Below are 24379 nucleotides of genomic sequence, written 5' to 3' on the forward strand. Positions count from 1 at the left end.
ATATTGAGTCATGATGAATCCCTCCATTGAATGTCGTCTCGACAACTTCATTCTAAAGGAAATAATTCATCATGGCTCTTCTTATTTTCTTCCAGATGCATTTTACACAATTATATGGACTTTACTCAAAATTTAATGCAGATTTTTCATATCTCCGACTTATTAAAGGGAAAACTTATGAATTATACATGCAATTTACTCAACTATGTTTTAAGATTATTACTTTATTCATTGGACTTCAGTTTTTGTTTAATGTAGATATAATATTTTGTATCTTTGCAATTGTTTTTGCTATCTTTAAGGGGCTTATCGATTTTAAGCCCATAAAAGAAAAAATCAGATTAACTAAAGAACAGCAACGAAAATCAATTAAACATGGATACTTGTATGAACTGATGATTGGTATTAAGAACCAAAAAGAATTGATGATTTATAGAGCTTTCGATTTTTTAAAACAAAAATGGAAATTAGAAAAAGTAGAATATGACAAGACAGAGATCCATATGCAAAAAATAAACAGTAAATTCAATAGAGTACAGGAGTCAATGTCAATAGTATTTAATGCTCTCATTATTATTATTTTTGCAAATTTAGTTAAGGAAAATAATTTTACAATAGGTAATTATGTCTTAATCACTATGGCTGTAAATGTAACAACTTCTAATATTTATCATTTAATAAATCAATTAGCTCAAATGTTAGAAAATTACACTCATTATGAGACAGTTCACGGAACAGCCTATTACAGCGAAAAGTATATAGAAACGAAAGTTGAAGGAACGGAAAAATTTAAGTTGCAGAATCAGATTAAAATATCCAACTTAAGATTCACTTATCCAAACTCAAAAACTGAAGCATTAGACGGAATTGATTTACTTATCAATAAAGGAGACACCGTTGTAATTTTAGGTGAGAATGGATCAGGTAAATCTACATTGATTAAAGTTTTATTAGGTTTATATCAAGTTCGTAGTGATAGTGTGTTAATTGATGGGATTCCAATAAATCAATTTAATAAAAATAGTATTTATAAAAAGGTTAGTGTTGTATTCCAAGACTATATACAATATCATACTACGATCAAAGATAATGTTGGAATTGGTGATATTGAGAATTATAAAGATAGTAATCATATGTATAAAGTGTTGCGACATGTGGATATTAAACTGAATAATAACAATCTTGAAACAAAAGTAGGATATATTGATGAAGAATCTATAAATCTTTCAGGAGGGCAATGGCAGAGGTTGGCTTTATCGAGATTTTACTTTAAAAAAAATCCGGAAATCGCTATCTTTGATGAGGCTACTGCTGCTTTGGATCCTATGACAGAGGTAAGACATTTTAATGATATTCTCACTCAATGTGAAGACATTACTACGATTATAGTCTCGCACCGTGTGGGTATAGCCAAAAGGGCAGATAAAATTGTTGTTATGGAAAATGGTCGGATCTTAGAACAGGGTACTCATACAGAGTTGATTGAGATTAAGGGAACCTACTACAACATGTGGATGACTCAAAAAGAATGGTATCAAGAAGAAGATAAAGTAACAGCTGACGTAAAACAGTCAGTATTAAATTAATTAATGTTTAGTTTTTGGAGGGATTGGAATGAAAGAAAAACTCGAAATATCTCAAAACAAAATAAATGAATTATTAAAAACAGATTTTACTTCTTCTCATGGCGGAAGTTTGGAAATTAACAAAATCAATGGGGAAGTAATATTATTATTTACTTCATTGTACTGTACTCACTGTATAGATTTACTTCCTGAGCTTAATGAAATAAATAGTTTGTTGGAGAATTCCTCTATGGTATTGTTTACTGACGGCAAAATTCAAGAAATTAGAGAAATGGTTGAATTCTTTAATTGGACGATCCCGGTTGTTAGTTACGACGAATATAATTTGAATAACTACATTCCTGATATTAAGTTACCTTTTATGCTTGTATTAGATGGTAATAAAAATGTATTATCACATGGAACCATATACAATAAAACAGATAGTTTGTTATTTTTAAATAGCTCTTCTCAGAGAGTCAAGTAACATTATTTCAGTATAGTAACAGTATTCATATGTACTTATGGAAACATGATACCTGAAAGGAGGTGATAGATATGGCATGTAAATGTCCAAGCGGTACCGATGAAAAAAGCCAGACTGAAGTTAGCCGGTCTTGTAAGATTGAGGGGTGTGTTTCAGGTAATATAACCTACTCGAAAACGTGGTGGGCTCAAAGAAGTATTGCTTGTCAAAAACCCGGTGATAATTTTGCAACGTCTTATGGCTGTGATGTAAAACTAAGTTGTTGTTATTAATTAATTTAGTATATGAACTCAATACTAAACAAGCGTTATAGTCGTAATAACTTGAATCCTTAGGTATTACTTATTCTAGTGTACTATGAATTACTATGTTGCTGAATCGGTATAAGTAATCCCAAAGTTCTAAAACAAGCTGTATGACACAAAATCTATGTTTAATACATTATGAAGGTAGCTTCAGCTTCGGCGTTATCCTAAGTATTTTATAAGGCTTCACTACATTGCAGTTTACATTCGGGTGTGAAAGTTTGAAGTTGACGTGTCATGGTAGCACGCTCCTTTAATTTCATAGTTTAAGTTCTATCCCTTATTTATTCTGCCTACTTAGTGTAGTTGATTGGTTTTTATGGAAATAGAGGAGAGGAAAAAAATCCCTCCCTATTTCTACCAACATACCTAATTTCTATTAATGGGAGATTATATGAATGCATACACAACTTTTAGTTTGTAATCAAATTACACCTGACGTTCAATATACTTTGGGTACCATAATTAATCATATCAAAGTGAAAGTACTTCCTGCTGTTGTTGATTTGCCATTTCTTTTGAAAATTATTGATATGCCTAAAAATGAAGAAGTTTTTACAGAAATTAAAATAACAAATTCTTTAGGCGAAATATTGAGCACAATTAGTTATGTTCATCGGAACTATAGGAAAGAAGGCGAAGTTCCTGGAGTGGATCATTATTTTGAAGTTGCACTTTTAGTAGAAGAACTGGGAACAATAACAATTGAGTGCTATATTGACGATGAGAAAATGAATTGGTATCCTATTCAAATTGATATTGAAAACGAGCTTTAAGCCATGAGGAATAGCATAGCTGAGAAGCTCATGAAATGAGATCTTAAATTAAGGAAGTTTCTATTGATAATAATATTGAAGAATGACTATGTTTATTGATATTCAAAATAAAAAATCCTTGTTCAATTAGATTAAACCTTTTTCTAATCGAAATAAAAAAAGGGGATTATAATGCTAAATATGAGTTATATATTGAATGTAATTATTGCACTTTTTTTTACGTTATCGTTATCGATGAAAATTAGAAGTTTACATAATTTTAAGTTGGAGATTTCTTCATATAAAATCGTTCCGATGAATTTAGTTCCGTTAAGCAGTATTTTAGTCATTATAGTAGAGTTAAATATAATTATCTCTTTTATATTTGAACAATTCGGTTATTGGAAGCAAGTCGCATGTACTTTGCTGCTAGTTATTTTTAGTGCTTTAACATGGATGAAAAATAAAAGAACAGGCCAAAATACATGTTCATGTTTCGGTAGTGTGTCTTTTCTAAATAAATTTCCTTTCATTCGAAACCTAACTCTAATAAGCTTTTCCATTATTTCATTATTACTTCCAAAGAGTGAACCATCAGTTGAGATATCTTATCACATATTACTTTTCGTCATATGGGTGACATTACTTATAGAACTTATTTCAACTCACAGTCTAGATAGGAGGTTAAATGATACTTAAAGTCCTGTTCTTCCTAAATGGAATAGTATTCATTTTTGTGGTGCTAGTATTCACTTTAGTCAAATTCAAAGAAACAAAACAATTAAGATCCATATTGTCACAAATGGGTCAATTAGATATGGAATCAAATCAAAAGCTAGTTATTCTGGATTACAAAAATCCTTCTTATCAGGAAATGGATCGGTTACTATCTTTAAATGCTCCTGATATAGAGGAACAAATAATTTTGTTTCAAAGCCCCAAATGGTTGCATGAGATAAAGCGAAAAACATGGAGTAAACACAAGGTTATACATGCTTCGTCTCTATACGACACGCACATTAAAGAAGGACATTTAGCGTTAATATCAAATAGAAAGTATAGAGTTGAAATAATAACTGAAGTAACTGAATACTTTAATCAACTATATGCGAAAGTGGAGTATAAAGAACAGTCTCAGTCGTGGTAAAGAGTGAAAGAAATATGAAGCGCCTTTAATAATTGCGATTTAATTGTCATTAGGGGCATATAATTCCACGGGATGAGCCTTACCATTGATCATCTTACAGGCTATACCAATTGATGATGAGGAACAGATAAATGAATCCCTTTCCCATCTCAGATATGTAATATCGACGCACTATAGACATTGGAATGATCAAGACAAGAAGCAAGTAACCGAGGGTGTAGATGCATAAACCAGTTTGCTGAGGTTGGGCTTGGGATTGACATTTCCGACCTCATTATTTGTATTTGGCGATGTATATTCTTGCTAATCACCTCGTGGTCGCAGTTGAACCTTGTCCTGTGTTGATAGCCTTGAACTAAAGCTGAGTGACATGACAACGCTAATCTAACAATTTTTTAGGGGGTTTCAATTGATATTACACAGGCTTTATATATCCTAATTTTCCATGAATACGAATTTCCTTAAACCAATGTACATAGTCGTATAATTCCCCTTGCAGTTGTTTAAGACTATGAAAAGAGATTTGATGAACAAATACTATCTTCGTTACAAAAGTGCTTGTAACTTTGCTTTTATTTTTCGAGTACCACACATTTTTCTACTTTCATAAAAGATAGTAACAATTGCACGTATGAATTCATCATTAGATTTTTTTGTTGTTGTCTGTTATCTTTTTCTTTAAAAGAACCTGTTGACTGTGCTTGTTTGGTCCATCTATCTAGTGTCGATGGTGTAAAATTATATACCCCTACGATAGTCGTTTTAGGTTTACCATATTCATAGAGATTCACCTTTTTTCTAAGAAAACTATGAATGTTCTCATTTTGTTGGACAGGCTAGTAGTTCTGCTCTCATCTATTTCTTACATTCAATTCCCCCGTTATTTTTTATGTTTAAAATAGGATATATAATCAATGTCTGGTGAAAAAATATCAAGATAGGGGATAACGTTGCTAAAGTGCATTTTGAAAAACACTTTAATTGATAATTAATTTTTTGTATTTCAAAAAATGACTTATATTTTAAAATGAAATCCTTAGTCAATAGTGGATTGTCAACAGTAAATCAGACAACTTTTTTAAGGGCTTCTAGGTGATACTGAATAGGCGTCATATATCCTAAGGTTCCATGAATACGATGCTTGTTAAACCAGTTGACATAATCGTCTAATTCCAACTCCAGATGATGAAGACTCTGGAAGTTCATCTGGTGCACAAACTCTGTTTTCATGATCTTATAGGTGGCTTTAGCCACAGCGTTGTCGTACGGACAGCCCTTCATGCTTAGCGATCGGCTGATTTGAATTGTCCCCAAAAGCTTATCCATTTTTTGATTCTTAAACTGGCTACCACGATCAGTATGAAACCATTGAATCTGACGCAAATCGCCTTGTACCGTCGCAAAAGCACGGGAAATCAGAGCAGCTTCTTTATTTTGATCCGCACTATGCCCGATGATCTCTCGGTTGAATAAATCTACTAGTACACAAATATAATGCCAGCGATTCTGGACTTTCACATATGTCAGATCACTGACGACGAAGTGTTTGGCTTCCACTTGTTCGAACTCTTGATCCAGAACTGAGAATCATTCATTTCTTCCTTATTTTTTCCCTTTATTACTAAAGAAAGAACATTGAAACTGATAGATTTAATGAAAAAAGTGAATGGAACTTCTATATATGATGTTGGGTTTAACTGCTAGTGAAATTAGAAGAGCCCTATTATTAAAATTCTGTCCTAAATGTATTGTTGAAGATGAAGAGGGATACGGTGAAGCATATTGGCATAGATCCCATCAAGCATTTGGGGTTAGCGTCTGCTATAAACATATGTGTCGATTAGTGGATTCAGATATTGAGGTTGATCAGAGGCATAAGCACGAAATGTTTACGTTGAATAATTATCTTAAAAGGAGAAGTTATATATTTGAAACTGTATTTGATGCATCTGATGCAAAGAGAGAATTGTTTATTGTTCAGCAGTCATACCTACTACTGAATTGTGAATTTCCGTTAATGGGAATTGATCAGATTAGAGAATATTATGTATTCAAACTCCAGGAAAAAGGTCTAGCAACTGAATCGGGGTGAATTAGATAGTTAGAATTTCTTCCGCTTTTTAATCAATATTATGGCCAAGAATTCCTTTCAAATTTATCTAGCCATGTTGGTATGGCAACACTAATTCAAACAACTTTTTTAGGGGCTTGTAATCGATACTGCACAGGTGTTACATAGCCTAATGTTCCATGAATACGATGGTTATTAAACCAATGGACATAGCCCTAATAATTCTATTTGTAGCTGCTTAAGGGTATGAAAAGTAATTTGATAAATAAATTCTGTTTTCATACACTTAAATGTCGCTTCTGCAACGGCATTATCATAAGGACAACCTTTGGCACTTAGAGATCGTTCAATGTGAAACGTCTCTAAAATCTCATCTATGTCATTATTTTTGAATTCACTTCCACGGTCAGTATGAAACCATACAAAGTCTCGTAAATCACCTTCTACGGCTGCAAATGCACGAGAAACAAGCGCTGCATCTTTGTGAATACCCGCACTATGACCTATAATTTCTCGATTAAACAAATCGATCAAGGTACAAACATAGTTCCAACGACTACCAACTCTAACATAAGTGAGATCGCTGACTACCACGCGTTTTACTTCTGTTTGTTGAAACGCTCTGTTCAAGCTATTCGTCGTGTCATCAACGCTACTCGCCGCCATGCTTGGCTTAAACTGAGCTATCGTATACGTAGATACCAGTCCTTGTTCTTTCATGATACGACTAATTCGTCGTCTAGATACGATTAAACCGAGTTCCTTTAACTTTACTTATATCTTTCTCGTGCCATAGACGCTTCTATTTTCACGAAAATAGTAATGATGGCTTGAATAATGTCATCTTCGGATGGTCTTTTCTTTGCTTCATAATAAAACGTACTTCTTGTGATTTGTAGGACGTTACACATTGCTGATACCGAGTACTTATCACGATTATTCTGGATGATAGCTACGATCAATCCATGATCAGCGCTGCTTGCTTTAAAATGTCATTCTCCATCTTAAGTTGCTGAATTTCTTTTCGTAGTGCGATAAGTTCGTTTTCTTCCACAGATCGATTATCCTTTTCTTTAAAAGAACCTGTCGTTTGCGCTTGTTTAATCCATCTATCTAATGCTAATGACGTAAGATCATATTCCCTCACAATTGACGCTCTAGGTTTACCATTTTCATAGAGTTCAACCATTTGTTTCTTAAATGCTGCTGTGAATGTTCTTCTTTGTTTAGACATGGTAGTAGTTCCGCTCCTTCATCTATTTCTTTTATTCTACTACCCCTTAATTTTTCTGTCTAACTTAGTATAGCCGATCCATGTTCAATCTGGAGATGAGGACACCTGGCTTAACAAGCTGCTACGCTCACCAAGAGTTACATGCCATCCTTTAAGGCATATACTTTTTTTTTGCTTTGTAAACGAGTCGGTGAGTTCTTTGTGTTCAACTAAAAATTATAAATCTGAACAACTACAAATATTGAAAAAGGATCGATCTGATGAGAAGTTGGTCTCAAAGAAAAGGATTTTGAGTCATCGGATAAATTGGCTTCTTCAGGATCTGGAGACAGCTGAAGAAGTGCGTAAGGTTGCTATAGACATTGTTAAAAACGAGACAAAGTTAGTGCGTATTACAAAAACAGAAATAGGAAGAACGTTAAGGATTCAATCACTTCTAGTTAGAGCGTGTTCTAAATTACCAAAGACATAGGAGGCTATAAATGAGGTAGTAGAATCTTTAGAACAATATCAAATTAGAAGAATAAAAAGGGCAGTGCAACATTTAAGTAAGCAAAAAGTTAATGTCCAAGTATGGGAAGTAAATAAAGCTGCTGGGATTAAACAAAAGTTTGAAGAGAAGTATAGAAGACTCATTGGGGGGGAGATACAACTTCAGATGGGAAATTACAAAGAGTAGTAGTTCTTAGTGTTTCTGTGAGTCAACAATTATTATCCACTTGCGTCTGCTATAAATGTCGCGTTCTGAATCAAACTTAAACTTTCACCTCGCGATCAATCCTTTTATAGGCGTAAAACATCTTCCTCTAATAACGGTGTAAATGCTCATTTTGTGGAGGTTGTTGCAGATCGATGCTGTAGAGTATGCGAAGTCTTAATATGTATGGGTTTACATCCACACATATTCTAATAGGAAAGCGAATTCTGAAACTAGTAAACAGAACTTTTGTTCTCGTTCTAATTGTGGATAACTTTGTTTTTTTAATAGTATTCTGTTGTTATCTTGTCGAATTAAGTTTTTTTATGGTTTAATTGTTGATAACTAAGTCGAATTTGCTTGCGAAATTTTAAATTGAGATATATACTGAGATTAATTTCAGTTGCCAATTATTACATAGAGTGAATTGAGGCCTTAAGATGACTAACATGTACAAGCGACCTACAAGAGCACAAGCACTACATGAGGATACAGTTTACGAATTGGCAAAACAATTCGAATTGCGAGGATTTCGTGTATTAGCAGATCATCCTGAATGGGTAGGCATTCCTTTTAATGTAGAAAACTATCGACCTGATATTATCGCTTTAAGGCAATATAGTAATAGCAATCGAGTAGTAGAAAGTTATCTTATTGAGATAGAAACAAATGATAGTTATAGAACAAGACACGCTATCGACCAAATATCTGCTCTCAATAAGAAGGGGAGTGAGGGCATAACTGTATATTGGGTTATTGTCTGTCGATTAATCTCATTCTTGACGATTGAAAAAGACAAGGCACTTTCGTTGCTAAGGCGGTATGAACTTCATTATGTTCAACTGGCTCACTTTGATCCAATAAGTAAAAAGTTTGAGGTGCATTCTCGTATATTCCATGAAGGAGGTGAAGAATGAACAAATTTATTATTTTCAAAAAAGAAGGATCCCTTAACTAGAGTTAAAGGATCCGCAGGATATACACCAAGTTTATTAACCCATCGCCAAATGAATGTTAATAAACCAACTGGTGCTGTACTATGCGTATATGAAATAGGCATTGTACTGTAAATCCTGTTCTTTGATAGGTCAAGAACCGAACAGTACTAGACCAGTACCCATGCAACAACAGCTGAACAGGCAGTGAAGAACAGCAATTGAGAAAATCTTATCGACAATAAGTATTTCTCTCTCTGTTTGTGAAATCCTGCATGCTCACAAAAAACAAACCATATTGAGAGAGGGATCAAGTATGCCGCATTGCCAGAAACAGTTTGAAGAGTTCCATAACAATATTAAACTTAGTGATGAGGATGATATTTTACGTGAAAAGCGGGATATCATTATCGATCGTTTGAAAGAAAAGATGCCCAAAGAGGCCAAGTCATACTCGACGTTTAACCAAGGTAGCTACGCGATGAAAACGGGGATTAAACCATTAGACGGCCATTACGATATTGATCTGGGACTTTTGTTTGAGATGTCAACGAGCGATGTAGACACTCCGGTTGAAGCGAAAAAATGGGTATATGATGCTCTGATTGACCATACCAATGATGTTAATATGAAAAGTCCTTGTGTAACGGTGAATTATCAAGCAGGGTATCACGTTGACGTAACCATTTATGCGGCACAAAATCCGGACAATAAAGTATATCTGGCTAAAGGTAAACTAACCAGTTCTAAAGAAAATCAAACTTGGGATGAATCAAACCCAAAAGACTTAATACAAGCTATTCGGAATCGATACACGGAACAAGAAGATAGAAGACAATTCAGGCGTATAATTCGATACTTAAAAAGATGGAAAGACGAACAGTTTGCAGTAAACGGAAATGGCAGACCAACAGGAATTGCATTGACTGCAATTGCGTATCACCATATGCAGGTCAAATCCGAAATTGTTGATTTGTTCTCAGGGAAAAAAGAATACCGGGACCTTGATGCACTTGTTAACCTTCTTAATTCCTTTCTATTATCCTTCACATCAAAATACGAATGGGAAGATAATCAACTCGTATCGTACCCATATGTGGAGGTAACATTACCTATATCTCCATATCCTAACCTTCTTGAAAGAATGTCGCTCAAACAAATCAAAAGCTTTAAAGAGAAACTTGAAACACTACAAGTCTGTCTAATTAAGGCCAGAGATGAAGTTGATAAGTCAGACGCAGCTACGATTCTTCAAAAACAATTTGGTTCTGATTTTCCAATTCCACCAAAGGACGATGGTCAAAAGGCATCTACGCGAGCAGTAATACCATCTAATGAATCTGCATGAAGCCACGGAATGTTGATATCTTAAATCAGACGATGCAATATGTTCAGCGATACGGTGGTACACTTGCGCATCAGCTTACAGCTATTCCTGAAAGTGAGTTGCCTCGATATCGCAATGTCAAACATGCATTCCGCATTCAAACAGAAATTCTAGAAGGGCCGGCCACACTTGTGGTCGGTCTACCTTTTGAATTCCCTACAGAGTTACCACTTTTTTTTGACGCGCAGCGTCAATTTGAAGGTATTCCACATCTTGAGCATGATGGTCACATCTGTTTTACCCGCAACGAGAACTTGGTTATAGATGAACGTTATCCTGGTGAAGTGGTGCTTGAATGCTTGAAAAAAGTTACTGACATTCTTGCAGCAGGGCAATCCCAATCTAACAACTATGATTTTCTTAAAGAGTTTGAAGTGTATTGGGCTAATTCAATGACAAGCTACTTGCAAGCTCATACAGTTATTGACGAGAGCGATAAAACGCTAAGAGAGCTGGATATATTAATAATGTCTGTAAATGGTTTAACTTATTTTGTCTGCGAAAGGAAGTTTGATCCGTACTTATATATTCAGACTGTTCTTAAAGAAGACAGTAAAAGTGCAATTAAACGAAGGTGTTTGTATGTCCCTTTATGCGATGGAACCTTTATAAAACCCCCAACCAGTAAACAAGCATGGACATTCCAAATAGTGAAGGACGCTCTAAATAACAATATATCGAAGGAGCAAAAGAGAAAGCTTGAAATTCTCTTGCGAAAAACACCTGGGTGTAATAATCGATATGAATACATTATTTTCAGCCTGCCCATTGAGGGTGAAAAAAGGGCTTTATTTGGGGTTGTTATTCAATACGAGGATGGAATGGTGAAAAGCAAAAGATCAAAAATCAGACTGCATCCCTTGATTCAAACTCCGAAGAAGATAGATATTTTACCGTTCTTCATTACTCGTCATAATAAAAGTTTTCTACTTTCTCGCACAGGCGGTAACACTTCGTTTGCAAATAATAATGCAGTTGTTATCGGAGTAGGAGCTATTGGAAGTGTCGTAACCCTAGGAATGGCTAAGGCTGGATATAAGTCGATAACAGTTATAGACCATGATTGGATCAGTATAGAGAACGTGTACCGTCATGTACTAGGCACAGACTCCCTATACAATTGTGAAAACAACGATTGTACCCCATTCAAGAAAGTCGATGCATTAAAGCTGGAAATTCAACGCAAATACCCACTAACAGAAGTTATTGCGATTAGTAAGAAGATTAGTGAAGTTTTTGAGCATGAGCAGGTGGATTGGACGAAGGTAGATATTGTCGTCGTGTGTATCGGATCACCCAATATAGAGATGGCAATAAATCGTTACTTTCATCAGAAAAAAAACTCTCCTCCGGTTATTCATGCCTGGGTAGAACCATTAGGTATTGGAGGGCATGTCCTGGTGACAAAGAATCAGGAAAAACAAGGATGCTACCAGTGTCTATTTAGACCACTGAGTGATGAAGACTCTATTACAAACTTATCCGCATTTTCAAAATCGGGCCAATCTTTCACTCAATCACTTGGGGGATGTGGGAGTTATTTTACCCCTTATAGCTTTTTAGATAGCGAGGAAACAGCCAGTTTGGTTTTGCGGTCGCTCTATCGTCTTTCGCGAAATCAAATCCAGGATAACCAAATCCTGTCTTGGAAAGGCGATCCTACGTTATTTCTAAGCGAAGGTTACAAATTGAGTGAGAGATATTACATGTCGGAAGAACAATTGAGTATGAATGGTATGTTGTATTTTGATGTAAATTGTCCGGTTTGTTCAATTAGGGAGATTGAAAACTAATGTCCAAAACTATTTTTTATCTCCCTAATGATAAAAAGCTAAAAATAAGTTTCGAAGTTATTGAGTTAATGTTCTCCTATGCTCAAGATTCATTCGCTGCGCTGGAGTCTGGTGGGATATTGATAGGTCGAATATTGGAATCTACATCAGACTATGTCATCGATGTTGCATCAACACCTATGCTAAAAGATATTCAAGCACGTTCAAGTTTTAAAAGGGATGCGGAGGACCATCAAGAGTTTTTTGATAAACACTGGGTACTACAAGAAGGAAGATGCTTCTATTTAGGTGAATGGCACACACACCCGGAAAAAGTACCCAGACCATCCCAAATTGATGTTCGTGGATGGAAAGAATTATTAAACGCTGAAATTCAAGATCAAATGACCTTGTTTTTTATTATTGTAGGCACCCAACAATTAATTGTATGGCATGGCTGTATAGTGAACTGTAGAATTAGAATTACCAGATTAGGACATATTCGGAGAAACGAAATAATCTATTAAACTTACAAAGAGATATTGTGAGAAAGTTGAGTTAAATAATCTAATTAAGGTCGCTTTTTCACGAAGTAAAAGCTTTCAGTCACACCCGAGTCTGATCCTTGCGAACGAATAACATTAAAGCAAAAGAGGGTCTTTAAGGAGAAACTCCAACACTCATCAACAGATTTTCAATGAACGTTGGGAACAGAGTGGGGGAAGATGCTTTTATCTGGGGAAATAGCACACTCTCCCAGAGTACTTTCCTGCTTTTTCTTGAATTTATATATCAAATTGGAAAAGAATCATTAGAGCTGACACGCAGGAATTAAGTTTGTTATACTTTATCATCATAGGTAACCGAAGCGTGTCAATTTGGGAATTAATTTGTTTGCTACGGAAAGTCAAGATGTATCCATTTGGACTATTGAAATATAAGAATGGAGGATAAAGGATGGCTAAAAAAGATTCTAAAGATAAGAGTCACGATCGCCGGTCTCTTGAGAGAGGTGAAGTATACCATTTGTGGATGGTTTCCGGTGGGATATGCTCGTTTGATGGGTGCTCTGAGCGATTAGTTGCAAACTCTAAAGGTAAGTTAACGAACGTTGGGGTTGCAGCTCATATTATTGGTCATAGTAAAACGAGTGCAAGGCATGAGTTTGCCGAACAATATGGCTATACGGAAGATAAACTTGAAGACGTACGTAACCTAATGCTGATGTGTTATAAGCATTCTAAATTGATTGATGATCAACATACCAGAGATGATTTCCCCCCGGATCTTCTATTTTCAATGAAGCAAAGGCATGAAGCATGGGTGAGAGGCTGGACAGAGGACAAGAAGAAAAGCCTTGCTATAGTGCACAAACGGCTAGGTCCGCCGATGGCTACACTGCCAATGACAGAATTCACATCCAATATTATGTTAGAAGCAATAGAGGATCAGACGGAGTTTGTCGACTTCACTGAGGCAGGTTGGGAAAAAGGCAAACTGCAGAATGAGAAATTATATAAACAGTTTGTGGATCGTATTCGAATTGGGAAGTTTGATGTTGCAGAAGTTTATTCTTTATCTCCCATCCCCTTGTTAATTCATCTAGGTAAAATGTTATCAGATACTATACCCCTTACTGTATATCAATATGAAAGAGAAACAGGGTTATGGGTGAACAGCCTGCCGGAAGATAAGTCACTGATAGGGCTAAATCCCTCAGCAATATTTAAGGATGTGGGAGCGATGCAATTGGTTGTCACTATATCTGTAAGTGATACGGTGAGCGAAGAAGATGTGCAAGGAGCGCGAAATTTCCCGCATGACAGGTTGGATATCCGAGTCGAAAACCCGCATGTAAAACGACTCTTATATAGAGAACAAGTTCAAGAAATTCAACAGTTGTTTAAAGACAAGTCTGAGGAACTTATCAGATTAAAGCGATATCAGCACATTCATTTATTTTACAGCGGTCCTGCCGGTCTAGCCATAGAACTTGGCCGTAGCATCAATCAGAATATGTGGCCTGAGGTATCCTTGTATCAATTTAACTATCGGAACAATCCACGATACCATTTCGCATTTACTGTGTAGCATCCTAAATGTGATTCAAAGTTTTTGATAAAATTCCACACATTAATGTAAATATGGGGCACTAACTATAATGTAATGAAGGTTAAGGCTTACTTTTCATGGACACCAACTATAATGTAATTTCAAAATCATGCTTAAATCAAGAAAATCCTTGATAAAACAGGATTTCTGAGGCACAAACTATAATGTCACTGAACAAGTTGTAGACAACTATTTGAGTCTGCCATTCATCACTTCAAGTTTGCCGTTGAGCCAATTGAGTTTCGGGATTTTCTCTTGAATCTCGCTTGGCTTTTTTCTCGCTCTTTTTCTCAGGCATTCATCTAGGAAGAGAATGGGTGAATCGTATACCACCACATTTGACAGAAAACCTTGTCTATCTGTGAAAGCATTTGATGAAATAACAACAAATATATTATAAAGGAAGCGAGCCCTACAACTATGTATGAATAAATGTGCTGTTAATTGAAAAAAATTTGAAATGCACAGAATGTGAAAGTAATTTCTCATTCTGTGCACTCGGTTTTACTGACTATGCAGATGGTAGTCCTGCTGTAATGTTGCAGTTTTAAGTATGAAAAACCAGCGATACACGTTAGTTATTTGTACGATTCAAAAATAATCTGAAATTAAATAATACAATGATGTAGCTGAAGTTTACTCGGCTGGTTTTGTTTCTTCTGTATTTTCCTCGTTTGCTGAATCAGTGTCCGTATTCTCTTCAACTTCACTACCTGTACTATTTTCCCCTTCATTCGTCTTGTTCGTTTCCCCTTGTTCAGTTGGCGGTGTTGGTTCTGTTTTGTTTTTGTTATCATTACCCCCTCCACCACAAGCGGCAAGTGCAATCCCCATTGAAATAACTAATAAGAAAGTAACTACTCTTTTTTTCATTGATCCTCAATCTCCTTTTCTCTCTGTTAATATGTTACAACTTTATATACGAGAATAATTTAAAAAAAGTTGCAATATAGTACCAATATGTAAAATTGGAATTTTCTCATAATAGAATGGTATTACAACATAACAAGAGTTTCTACTTAGATATTGTATACTTGCAAAAATGTATTACGGTCGGTGATATTGCGATTGAAATGAATATTAGCTCTAGTAGAGTTCGTAAATTAATAGTGAAGGTAGGAATTACCGAGGTTTGAAGAAAGTTTAACTTATTATTTGGATTTGTACGAGAAGGGATAAACAAGAATGCCGATTTTAAAATTCTTACACCACACTTTCCAATCAAGCCTCTGATTCAGCGACCGCTTTTACTTTTTCTAAAAAATTAACAACAACTTTGTCGTTTGCAAATAGGAGGAACAGCTTTACAAACCACTTCAAGGGATTATTTGTTACGGTATATTTTAATTTGGATGTGTGATCGTCCACTCGATAGAATTCATACAAACTTGTGATCTCAAACATATTAGCTAATGTAAAGCCAATCTTTAATTTTTTATAGTTCTGAGTATCCTCATAATCTAAAGTGTGGACATCATATTCTTGAATACGATTGCCTTCTTTATACTTCTGACGGTATATACTGCCGACAACTTCCTCAGTAATCTTAATTGGTGTATTCTCCGCGACTTCCGGCATAATTTTCTGCATCTGTTCTAGCGAACCATTCAAATACGACCATACATGTTCTATCGGCGTGTTGATCTCAATTTCTCTTGACCACTGTTTCATTAGCTTGCCCCCATATGATAAATTACTGCATTACAGAAAGTATAAGGTTTAACTAAAGCATTGACAATTAAATCTTGTTCAATGTTGTATAAACTTAGTTAACTGTTCATGGATTAGGAAATTATAAACTTCCTAAGTTCTCGGCTAATTCCGTTTATTTGTTACTCCATTTTTTAAAAGTCTTTTTTCGCAAGCCAATTAAAACGCTACTTGTTTTGTCAAAAAGTCTCCTCATTTCTTTTTTCAATTTTGTGCTACGCTAATAAAATAGAAAGGAATGGAATGCGATGATTGAAATTATAGCGACAGCAGAATCCTTGGAGCAAGCAAACGCATTATTGGATGTAGAAATCGATACATTATATATCGGAAATGATGAGTTTGGCATACGTTTACCCACTTCTTTTACAAAAGAAGAAATGAAGGAAATAACCGAGGTAGCTCATGCAAAGGGTAAAAAAGTTTGCATCGCTGTTAATGCGCTTATGCATAATGAACAAATTGAAAAAATCACACCGTATCTACATTTTTTGCGTGAAATTAATGTTGATTCGATAACAGTTGGCGATCCAGGTGTGATTCATGTATTGAAAAAAGAAGCCATTGACCTATCGTATGTTTACGATGCTCAAACTTTAGTGACGAGTGCTAGACAGGTGAATTTCTGGAAAGAACGTGGCGCAATTGGTGCAGTATTAGCAAGGGAATTAACTTTTATAGAGTTAGAACAAATAGCTAAACAAGTGGATATTCCAATGGAAGTGCTTGTCTATGGAGCAACATGTATTCATCATTCCAAGCGTCCATTATTGAAAAACTACTTTCACTTTACGCAACATAACGAAAACGATGCAAAAGAGCGAGGGTTATTTTTGTCTGAGCCGAAAAAACTAGAAACGCATTATTCTATATACGAAGATGCGCATGGAACACATATTTTTGCTACAGATGACATTAATTTAATGGAGCATCTCTACGAATTAGCGATGGCGGGGTTAGTGCAGTGGAAATTAGATGGAATTTTTACAAAAGGGGATGCATTTGTTCGAATTGCAAAGCTATTTGTTGAAGCAAAACAAGCAATTATCGCTGGACAATGGACAGGGGAGCTGGCGAGTCGATTAAATGAACAAGTGTTACAACTGCATCCAGTTGAGCGAACGGTTAACGAAGGATTTTTCTTAATGAATCCAAGTGAAGTGCAATAGGAGAGAGTGCGATGACAACAAAAATAAAATTTAAGAAACCTGAAGTACTAGCGCCTGCTGGAACATTAGAAAAGTTGAAAACGGCGATTCATTATGGTGCAGATGCTGTTTATATTGGTGGAAATGCTTATGGACTGAGAAGTAGAGCTGGAAACTTTACCTATGATGAAATGCAGGAAGGAGTAAATTTTGCTAAACAACATCAGGCGAAAGTTTATGTCGCAGCTAACATGGTAACCCACGAAGCAGATGCTGATGGAGCGGGACAATTTTTTCGGACAATTAGAGATATTGGTATAGATGCTGTGATCGTTTCTGACCCGGCTTTAATGGAATTGTGTTTTATGGATGCACCAGGTCTGCCTATTCATTTGTCGACACAAGCTTCAGCAACTAATTATGAAACGTTGAACTTTTGGCAAGCCGAAGGATTGGAACGAGTTGTTTTAGCGCGCGAAGTAAGTATGGCCGAAATAAAACATATGCGCCAAAACACCGATGTGGAAATCGAAGCATTTATTCATGGTGCAATGTGTATTTCTTATTCAGGTCGTTGTACTTTATCTAATCATATGTCAGCTCGTGATGCAAACAGGGGCGGCTGCTCACAGTCATGTCGCTGGAAATACGATTTGTTTGAAATGCCTGAAATAGGTGAAAGAACTTCCCTTTTGAAAGGTGAACCCGAAGAAGAAGCATTTTCCATGAGTGCTGTCGATATGTCGATGATTCGGCATATTCCCGTCTTAGTTCGTAATGGTGTGGATAGTTTGAAAATTGAAGGTCGTATGAAATCTATTCACTACGTTTCAACGGTTTCAAATGTGTACAGTAAAGCTGTGCAGGCGTTTTGTGAAGATCCAGAGAATTTTGTATTTGATCAAGCTTGGGAAGATGAATTATGGAAAGTGGCTCAGCGAGAACTGGCGACTGGATTTTATTACGGTGTGCCAACCGAAGAACAGCAACTTTTTGGACAACGGCGCAAAATTCCAAGTTATACATTCATTGGACAAGTATTAGATTATGATGAGGAAACAGGGATTGCAACGATTGAACAACGGAATAATTTTGGTACTGGTGATGAAGTTGAGTTTTACGGGGCAGGATTCACGCATCATTCGCAAATGATTGATAAACTGTGGGATGAGCATGATACGGAAATAGATACTGCTCCTCATGCCCTAATGACAGTGAAAACAAAAGTAAGTAAGCCTGTAAAACCACTGGATATGATAAGAAAAAGAAAATAACACCATTTTGAAAATATTCGATTGTTATGAACGGAGGTAATCACTTTACATGGGCACAAGTGGTTGCTTCCTTTTTGTTGTTAGGACGTTATCAATGTTTTTTATTGTGGAATTTTTTAAAGAATACTTTCTAACAACTTTTCGTCTCATTTGTTAGAAAGTACTTGTTAGTTTCTTCATTTGGTAAAAATATATGATAACGGCAAATTAAGAGTAGATATTGCAAGAGGAAATATTATTATTACTTTGTTACATAAGTGTATTAATTTTTTGGCATTTGCCAACCCGCTTCCTCATCCCAAATGGCATCCGTATCCTCTAAATGCACATGCCAATCTCCATTAGAAATACTTCTTCTAATATCCGTTAAACAGGTCAACCAATAATACAGCGCATGCACTGTATCTTCATAATTATCTGAAAGGGGTAGCTTTGTTGAGCCTGTAAATATCTCTGTTGGTTCATCCTGATCATAGTCATAAACATAAAAAGTTTCTCCAATATCTTTCAATTCAAAATCCGTATTGTATTTATCAATGATTGCCGTTATCTCTTGTTCCTCACTGTTGGTAAGGCTAAAGTTTCTCTTACAAGTGTAATAAATAGAAACTCCCATGATGCATTTCTCCTTTTCTCTAAGTGTATAACAATAAATATTCCCGTGTAAAATTTAAATTGACTATAATATAGACGACAATAATATTCAAGTAAGAAAGTTTTCAGTTATTAGAGGAACAAAATAGTCATTTGTCGAAGCAAGATAGGTGCACTATATATAGCAATGGAGGTCTTTGAAATTGGATATAGCAGAAATTTTAGAAAACATATCGGATCAGTTAAAACTTATAGTAGCAAGCCCATCTCCACTTGCAAGTTTACATAAAATAAAGCTTGATTTTGTAGAGCTAGAAAATGAAAATTTACACGATGATTTTAATGACTACTGCTCTGTAGTTGCTGGAACGATAAGCTTTGTTATGATAGGGAATAAGGATAATATTAGCGCTGAACAAATTGCAGTGCTAAGCCAAGACTTTTTTGAGAGATTTCCACAATACCGCCTGTTTGAATCTAGTTTAGAGAACTATCCTGATTTTCAAAATATTTATAACAATCATGAAGAATTTCGCAAGTTAGTGCTACGGTTTATAAACTCGTAAAAGAAGCTATGTCTAAGTAGGATGATTAAAAATGCACAGAATATGAAAGTAAGTTCTCATTCTGTGCATTCGATTGTACCATTATGGAGCTATAGTCTATTCGGCTGGTTTTGTTTCTTCTGTATTTTCATCATTGCCTGAACCAGTGTCCGTATTCTCTTCAACTTCACTACCTGTACTATTTGCTTCATCATTCGGCTTGTTCGTTTCCCCTTGTTCAGTTGGCGGTGTTGGCTCTGTTTTGTTTTTGTTATCATTGCCACCACCACAAGCTGCCAGTGCAATCCCCATTGAAATAACTAATAAGAAAGTAACTACTCTTTTTTTCATTGTCCCTCAATCTCCTTTTCTCTCTGTTAGTATGTTACAACTTCATATACGAAAAGGATTAAAAATATGTTGCAATATAGTACCAATATGAAAAGTTGGAATTTTCTCATACACAATGTTCCGGAGCTCAAAAATTATGCTAGAGAGTTTCTTGCGTATGGTATGATAGGAAAAAAGTGATTGAAAGGACGTTCTTTGCGTGGTGAAAAAGACAACAGTGAAAAGAAAAAATAAGCTTCTCATAGCGGCTATAAGTGGAACTGTGCTTATTCTGGGGATTTTGGCGGGTTACGTTTATTTCTTTATACTTGAAAAGCCTGCTGAGCCGGATGGATGGGCTGCTGCCGAGCGTTATGTATGGAATAAAATCAATGTTGACCAGGATAAACAAGTAATTTCTGCTGATGGCTCCGAGTATTATTTGCTTGCTAATAAGGGGGCTGCGGCTGTAGATAAATTGATCATTTATTTTTCTGGGGGCGGTGTAGCTTGGGATGAGGTGACTGCTGCGCAGCCGATCAATTTGAGTAATGTAATGAAAAACGGTGAGATCAAATATTACTTTCCGAACATTCCAGTATTTAAAGTAAGTACGCTTGGTGGCATATTGAAAAATAATCATCCCGACAATCCATTCAAGGATTGGAACATCGTATACATTCCTTATTCTACCGGCGATTTGCATATTGGGAATGCTTTCAAGGAATATACGGACGCAAAAGGCAAGCCGTTTACAATGCGTTACAACGGTCAAGCGAATACGCGGGCGGCGTTAGAGTGGATTGCAGCTCAATTCGCAGCACCAGAAAAGATTCTTATTGCAGGAGAAAGTGCGGGTGGATTTGGGGCTGCTTTTTGGACACCTGAGATTGCAAAACAATATCCGGATGCCAGGATTTATCAATATTCGGATGGGTCTTATTTAAATACTGATCGCTGGCCGGATATTATCGATAACGAGTGGCAGACCAATTTTGCAGCGACCTTTGGTTATGAAGTAAGCGGTGATTTGATTTCGTCCGTAATTACGGCGAACCGCAAGCGGCTCCCCAACAATGTGGTACTTTTGCAGTCTAATACGCTTTATGATGAGTTGTTGTTTGACTTTGAAAAGGATCTGAATGGGGATCTATCAGACGATGATGAATATGTTCAGCACTGGTCGAACCAGATGCTAGATTCTGCTGGGCAGCTTACTGAAACAGTGCCAGGCTACTATTACTACATCACCGATTACGCTCATAACGAGAAGACGGGCAGGACACCACATACACTTTCCCCATCCAATCATTTCTACAAAGCCGAGCAGGACGGGGTAAAGTTGATGAAGTGGCTAGATGATGCTGTGAATAGGGATAAACATTACTCTGTCGGTCGACATTTTGTCGAGAAAAAGGACTGATGTGTTATATAATTTAATCTTTTAAAAGTTTCGAAATATGAATATTTCACTCGAATATCTTCTATAGAAGAAGTAGTGCATCAAGGTCAATAATCTCGATTGTTTGTCCTTTATGTTGCCGAATCCATCCTGCCGCTTCAAATTCCGTTAGTTTGCGGCTCACTGTTTCTGGTGTTGTTCCGAGAAAAGAGGCGAGATCTTTGCGACTCATTCCTAGAGATATTTGTATAGACTTCTGATTTTCTACTTCATTTGCAAGAAACATGGCGATGCGAGTTTCTGCAGTTTCGAGTGCGATATGTGTCGCTTGATTTTCTACTTGAGATAATCTAAGTGAAAATTCACTAAGCATTTTCAAGGAAATTGCAGGATAAGCAATTAAAAACTGCTGAAATTTATGCCTATCCATTCTACATATTTCTACGTCTTCCATTGCTTCAGCGTAAGCGTCGTGCGTCATTTCTCTAAATAATGATAGCTCACCAGTAAAGTTGCCTGGACCAACCATTCTTACGAGCTGCTCTTTTCCCATATTGGAAAGGCGGTATATTTTGATTTTACCTTTATGAATAATGTATAATCCGTCTGATAGTTCACCTGCTCTATATATCGTTTCACCTTTGCGAAAGGTAATGGAGCTGGTAGCCGCTAAAATTTCGGTCATTTCAGCCGGACTTAAATGGTTAAAGAGAGGTACAATAGCTATACATTGTTTTTGCATGTGCAAGATGTCCGTCTCCATTCTGTGCTTATGATTTGATAATACTAGTATACCGAGTTAATCGGATGGCGTTCAAGATGACAAGAAGTACACTTAATTCGTGTATTAACATACCTGATGCAAGTAAAATTTTTCCGTTTAGGACACCGATCAAAAGCAAGAGAACCGTTCCCACCGCAAAGAAGGTGTTTTGTTTTAAATTACGGATCGTTGCTTTAGCTAATGAATAGGCGTGCGCAAATTGCGGAAGTTGGTCAGCCATCAGTACAATATCAGCTGTTTCCATAGCGACATCTGTTCCGCCTTTTCCCATGGCAAGACCGATGTTCGCAGCTGCTATCGCGGGAGCATCATTGATTCCATCACCAGCCATAGCCACCCTATACCCTGCTTTTTTCAATTGTTCAATGATCGCTACTTTATCTTTTGGAAGTAGCTCAGCATGGACTTCATCAAGTGCAAGCTGCGTGCCGACAAGTTGGGCGGTATGGCGATTATCGCCTGTGAGCATGATTACTTTTTTGATACCTCTAGCACGTAATGATTGTATCGTTTCAGCCGCATCTACTCGTATGCGATCAGCGATAGAAATAATTCCTTGCAATTGACCATCTATCGCTACAAAAACAGCGGTGTTTCCCAATTTTTCTCGTTCCATCGCATAAGCGGCGGCATGCTGTGAGATTGGAATTCCCTCGATGTTGAGGAGGTTTCGATTACCAATGACGAGTTTATTTTCAAGGATTTGGACGCGAATGCCTTTACCATCCAAGATTTCTACATCTTCAGGCTGATTTATTAATGGCAGACCGCGGCGCTGTGCTTCATTTACGATTGTCTTTCCTAAGTGATGTTCCGAAACCATTTCTGCTTCTGCTGCTAACAATAGTAAATCCTCTTGATCCATCGTGAATGTGTATATGTCTGCCACCGTAGGTTTACCTTCCGTTAGCGTACCTGTTTTGTCAAAAACAACGACATCTATATTTGCGAGTTGTTCCATCATTTCTCCGCCCTTGATAAGGACGCCGTTTTTTGCGCCATTGCCAATTCCTGCCACGATAGAGACCGGCGCGGAGATGACGAGAGCGCCAGGACAGGCAACGACGAGGAACGTCAAAGTTAAATGAATATCTCGCATAATGATATAGACGAGTACGGACAAAACGATAATCGACGGCGTGTATATATTGGAGAAGCGATCCAAAAATTTTTCTGTCTTCGCTTTTGCTTCTTGAGCTTCTTCTATCAGTTCAATCATTTTGGCGAAAGTTGTGTCATCCCCAACACGTTCTGCCATCATTTCAATAAATCCATTCTCCAATATTGTACCGCCTATGACTGTATCGTCAATCGTTTTATAGGTAGGTTTGGCTTCTCCTGTAATGGCAGCTTCATTCAAGGAGGCTTGACCTGTGATAATGACACCGTCGACGGGAACTTTTTCTCCAGAACGAATACGGATTCTATCTCCAATCGACACTACTTCGGACGGAATCGTAGTCCACTCACCATCTCTAGCAACCGTTGCAGTCTGCGGTGCCAAATTCATCAGTTTTTTAAGCGAAGTACGTGTTTTTTCCAAAGTCCTTGCTTCTAAATATCCTCCAAATAAAAATAAAAAGGTGACGGCTGCTGATTCTACAAATTCTCCAATAATTAATGCGCCAATGACAGCAATTGTAACGAGCAATTGAATACTGAACGCTCTCATTCTAAGTGCTTGTATCGCTTTTAAAGCGATCGGAACCGCTGCGATTACGGTGGAAGTAATTAATATTCCATTCCGTAGATGCAGAAGTTCAAAGAAGTGAAGTGCTAAAGCAATAATAAGGAAGCTCCCAGCAAGGAATGTAATTCGGCTTGTTTGCTTTGCAGTCATCTTAATTCCCCCTTCAACAAATAACGCGCTACGAAACTTTCGATGAAAGTATAGGGTATCCTAATTTCATCACTGTTGCTTGCAGATGATCGGCAGTTACAATCTGCTCTTCGAATTGAATTCTAACTTTGCTCGAATGAAACAGTACTTTAACAGTCGTAACTCCATGAACTTTACTTAGAACACTTTCAATTTTATTAATGCATGATGGACAAGTTAACGTTTCTAATTGAAATACAACTTTTTTCATTCTAATCGCCTCCGGTTTATAGGTTTGGATGTTAT

Annotated in this window: 25 protein-coding genes and 1 pseudogene; 16 read left to right on the forward strand and 10 right to left on the reverse strand. The window is 36.5% G+C overall.

Going from position 1 to position 24379, the window contains the following annotated elements; all coding sequences use genetic code 11:
• Positions 1 to 71: 71 nt before the first annotated feature.
• From ACFSTH_RS14375 to ACFSTH_RS14395, 5 genes are all read left to right on the forward strand, one after another.
• Positions 72 to 1586, forward strand: a complete 1515-nt coding sequence (locus ACFSTH_RS14375; protein WP_377793728.1) for an ATP-binding cassette domain-containing protein — start codon at positions 72 to 74, stop codon at positions 1584 to 1586.
• A 28-nt stretch (positions 1587 to 1614) separates the two neighbouring features.
• Entirely contained in the window at positions 1615 to 2052 is a 438-nt protein-coding gene (locus ACFSTH_RS14380) for a TlpA family protein disulfide reductase (protein ID WP_377769235.1), read from the forward strand.
• Between the two features lie 703 nt (positions 2053 to 2755).
• Complete coding sequence (locus ACFSTH_RS14385; RefSeq protein ID WP_377769234.1) at positions 2756 to 3133, forward strand: hypothetical protein; 378 nt, start codon at positions 2756 to 2758, stop codon at positions 3131 to 3133.
• Positions 3134 to 3313: 180 nt separating this feature from the next.
• A complete protein-coding gene (locus ACFSTH_RS14390; RefSeq protein ID WP_377793732.1) occupies positions 3314 to 3811 on the forward strand; it encodes a MauE/DoxX family redox-associated membrane protein in 498 nt (165 codons plus the stop codon).
• The gene (locus ACFSTH_RS14395; protein WP_377769232.1) at positions 3801 to 4259 is read left to right on the forward strand and encodes a hypothetical protein; all 459 of its coding nucleotides are present in this window, start codon (positions 3801 to 3803) and stop codon (positions 4257 to 4259) included. Before ACFSTH_RS14390 ends, ACFSTH_RS14395 begins: the two co-directional genes overlap by 11 nt.
• Positions 4260 to 4674: 415 nt before the next feature.
• Here the strand turns inward: ACFSTH_RS14395 and ACFSTH_RS14400 are convergent, their stop codons facing one another.
• Both ACFSTH_RS14400 and ACFSTH_RS14405 read right to left on the reverse strand, forming a co-directional pair.
• Positions 4675 to 4851 carry an IS3 family transposase gene (locus ACFSTH_RS14400; RefSeq protein WP_377769231.1) on the reverse strand — a complete coding sequence of 59 codons (177 nt, stop codon included), beginning with the start codon at positions 4849 to 4851 and terminating at the stop codon, positions 4675 to 4677.
• Between the two features lie 473 nt (positions 4852 to 5324).
• A complete protein-coding gene (locus tag ACFSTH_RS14405; RefSeq protein WP_377769241.1) occupies positions 5325 to 5837 on the reverse strand; it encodes an IS3 family transposase in 513 nt (170 codons plus the stop codon).
• A 103-nt stretch (positions 5838 to 5940) separates the two neighbouring features.
• Between ACFSTH_RS14405 and ACFSTH_RS14410 the strand changes: the two genes are divergently transcribed.
• Positions 5941 to 6351: a TniQ family protein gene (locus ACFSTH_RS14410; RefSeq protein WP_377769230.1), complete on the forward strand. Its 411-nt coding sequence runs from the start codon at positions 5941 to 5943 to the stop codon at positions 6349 to 6351.
• A 95-nt stretch (positions 6352 to 6446) separates the two neighbouring features.
• On the opposite strand, the pseudogene ACFSTH_RS14415 reads toward ACFSTH_RS14410, so the two are convergent.
• Positions 6447 to 7564, reverse strand: a pseudogene (locus ACFSTH_RS14415) (IS3 family transposase).
• Between the two features lie 190 nt (positions 7565 to 7754).
• Between ACFSTH_RS14415 and ACFSTH_RS14420 the strand changes: the two are divergent.
• The 6 genes from ACFSTH_RS14420 to ACFSTH_RS14445 all read left to right on the forward strand — a co-directional run bounded on the left by ACFSTH_RS14420 (position 7755) and on the right by ACFSTH_RS14445 (position 14446).
• Positions 7755 to 8036 carry a TnsD family Tn7-like transposition protein gene (locus ACFSTH_RS14420; RefSeq protein ID WP_377769229.1) on the forward strand — a complete coding sequence of 94 codons (282 nt, stop codon included), beginning with the start codon at positions 7755 to 7757 and terminating at the stop codon, positions 8034 to 8036.
• Positions 8037 to 8701: 665 nt separating this feature from the next.
• A complete protein-coding gene (locus tag ACFSTH_RS14425) occupies positions 8702 to 9178 on the forward strand; it encodes a hypothetical protein (protein ID WP_377769228.1) in 477 nt (158 codons plus the stop codon).
• A 334-nt stretch (positions 9179 to 9512) separates the two neighbouring features.
• Entirely contained in the window at positions 9513 to 10544 is a 1032-nt protein-coding gene (locus ACFSTH_RS14430; RefSeq protein WP_377769227.1) for a nucleotidyltransferase domain-containing protein, read from the forward strand.
• Complete coding sequence (locus tag ACFSTH_RS14435) at positions 10541 to 12376, forward strand: ThiF family adenylyltransferase (RefSeq protein ID WP_377769226.1); 1836 nt, start codon at positions 10541 to 10543, stop codon at positions 12374 to 12376. The genes ACFSTH_RS14430 and ACFSTH_RS14435 overlap by 4 nt, the downstream gene beginning before the upstream one ends.
• Positions 12376 to 12882, forward strand: a complete 507-nt coding sequence (locus tag ACFSTH_RS14440) for a Mov34/MPN/PAD-1 family protein (RefSeq protein ID WP_377769225.1) — start codon at positions 12376 to 12378, stop codon at positions 12880 to 12882. The genes ACFSTH_RS14435 and ACFSTH_RS14440 overlap by 1 nt, the downstream gene beginning before the upstream one ends.
• Before the next feature lie 430 nt (positions 12883 to 13312).
• Positions 13313 to 14446, forward strand: a complete 1134-nt coding sequence (locus tag ACFSTH_RS14445; protein ID WP_377769224.1) for an SAVED domain-containing protein — start codon at positions 13313 to 13315, stop codon at positions 14444 to 14446.
• Positions 14447 to 15103: 657 nt separating this feature from the next.
• Here ACFSTH_RS14445 and ACFSTH_RS14450 read toward each other — a convergent pair.
• Both ACFSTH_RS14450 and ACFSTH_RS14455 read right to left on the reverse strand, forming a co-directional pair.
• Positions 15104 to 15340, reverse strand: coding sequence for a hypothetical protein (locus ACFSTH_RS14450; protein ID WP_377769223.1), 237 nt, complete (start codon positions 15338 to 15340; stop codon positions 15104 to 15106).
• A 348-nt stretch (positions 15341 to 15688) separates the two neighbouring features.
• The gene (locus ACFSTH_RS14455) at positions 15689 to 16138 is read right to left on the reverse strand and encodes an SRPBCC family protein (protein WP_377769222.1); all 450 of its coding nucleotides are present in this window, start codon (positions 16136 to 16138) and stop codon (positions 15689 to 15691) included.
• A gap of 287 nt (positions 16139 to 16425) precedes the next feature.
• Between ACFSTH_RS14455 and ACFSTH_RS14460 the strand changes: the two genes are divergently transcribed.
• Together ACFSTH_RS14460 and ACFSTH_RS14465 are read left to right on the forward strand one after the other, a co-directional pair.
• The gene (locus ACFSTH_RS14460; RefSeq protein WP_377769221.1) at positions 16426 to 17346 is read left to right on the forward strand and encodes a peptidase U32 family protein; all 921 of its coding nucleotides are present in this window, start codon (positions 16426 to 16428) and stop codon (positions 17344 to 17346) included.
• A gap of 11 nt (positions 17347 to 17357) precedes the next feature.
• Entirely contained in the window at positions 17358 to 18599 is a 1242-nt protein-coding gene (locus ACFSTH_RS14465) for a peptidase U32 family protein (RefSeq protein WP_377769220.1), read from the forward strand.
• A 262-nt stretch (positions 18600 to 18861) separates the two neighbouring features.
• Here the strand turns inward: ACFSTH_RS14465 and ACFSTH_RS14470 are convergent, their stop codons facing one another.
• Positions 18862 to 19215, reverse strand: a complete 354-nt coding sequence (locus ACFSTH_RS14470; protein WP_377769219.1) for a hypothetical protein — start codon at positions 19213 to 19215, stop codon at positions 18862 to 18864.
• Positions 19216 to 19396: 181 nt separating this feature from the next.
• Between ACFSTH_RS14470 and ACFSTH_RS14475 the strand changes: the two genes are divergently transcribed.
• Positions 19397 to 19759: a YxiJ family protein gene (locus tag ACFSTH_RS14475; protein WP_377769218.1), complete on the forward strand. Its 363-nt coding sequence runs from the start codon at positions 19397 to 19399 to the stop codon at positions 19757 to 19759.
• A 96-nt stretch (positions 19760 to 19855) separates the two neighbouring features.
• On the opposite strand, the gene ACFSTH_RS14480 is transcribed toward ACFSTH_RS14475, so the two are convergent.
• Entirely contained in the window at positions 19856 to 20089 is a 234-nt protein-coding gene (locus ACFSTH_RS14480; protein ID WP_377769217.1) for a hypothetical protein, read from the reverse strand.
• Positions 20090 to 20369: 280 nt separating this feature from the next.
• Here ACFSTH_RS14480 and ACFSTH_RS14485 point away from each other — a divergent pair, with 280 nt between their 5' ends.
• Positions 20370 to 21491: a pectin acetylesterase-family hydrolase gene (locus tag ACFSTH_RS14485; RefSeq protein ID WP_377769216.1), complete on the forward strand. Its 1122-nt coding sequence runs from the start codon at positions 20370 to 20372 to the stop codon at positions 21489 to 21491.
• 61 nt (positions 21492 to 21552) lie between these two features.
• Here the strand turns inward: ACFSTH_RS14485 and ACFSTH_RS14490 are convergent, their stop codons facing one another.
• From ACFSTH_RS14490 to ACFSTH_RS14500, 3 genes are read right to left on the reverse strand one after another with little or no spacing between them, the layout of a single operon-like run.
• On the reverse strand, positions 21553 to 22212 hold the full coding sequence (locus ACFSTH_RS14490) for a Crp/Fnr family transcriptional regulator (protein WP_377769240.1): 660 nt from the start codon (positions 22210 to 22212) through the stop codon (positions 21553 to 21555).
• A 28-nt stretch (positions 22213 to 22240) separates the two neighbouring features.
• Positions 22241 to 24094: a heavy metal translocating P-type ATPase gene (locus tag ACFSTH_RS14495; protein WP_377769215.1), complete on the reverse strand. Its 1854-nt coding sequence runs from the start codon at positions 24092 to 24094 to the stop codon at positions 22241 to 22243.
• 28 nt (positions 24095 to 24122) lie between these two features.
• Complete coding sequence (locus ACFSTH_RS14500) at positions 24123 to 24344, reverse strand: heavy-metal-associated domain-containing protein (protein WP_377769214.1); 222 nt, start codon at positions 24342 to 24344, stop codon at positions 24123 to 24125.
• Positions 24345 to 24379 lie beyond the last annotated feature (35 nt).

Origin of the sequence: Paenibacillus yanchengensis (genome assembly GCF_042684845.1) — a bacterium.
Classification (GTDB): Bacteria; Bacillota; Bacilli; order Paenibacillales; family Paenibacillaceae; genus Pristimantibacillus; species Pristimantibacillus yanchengensis.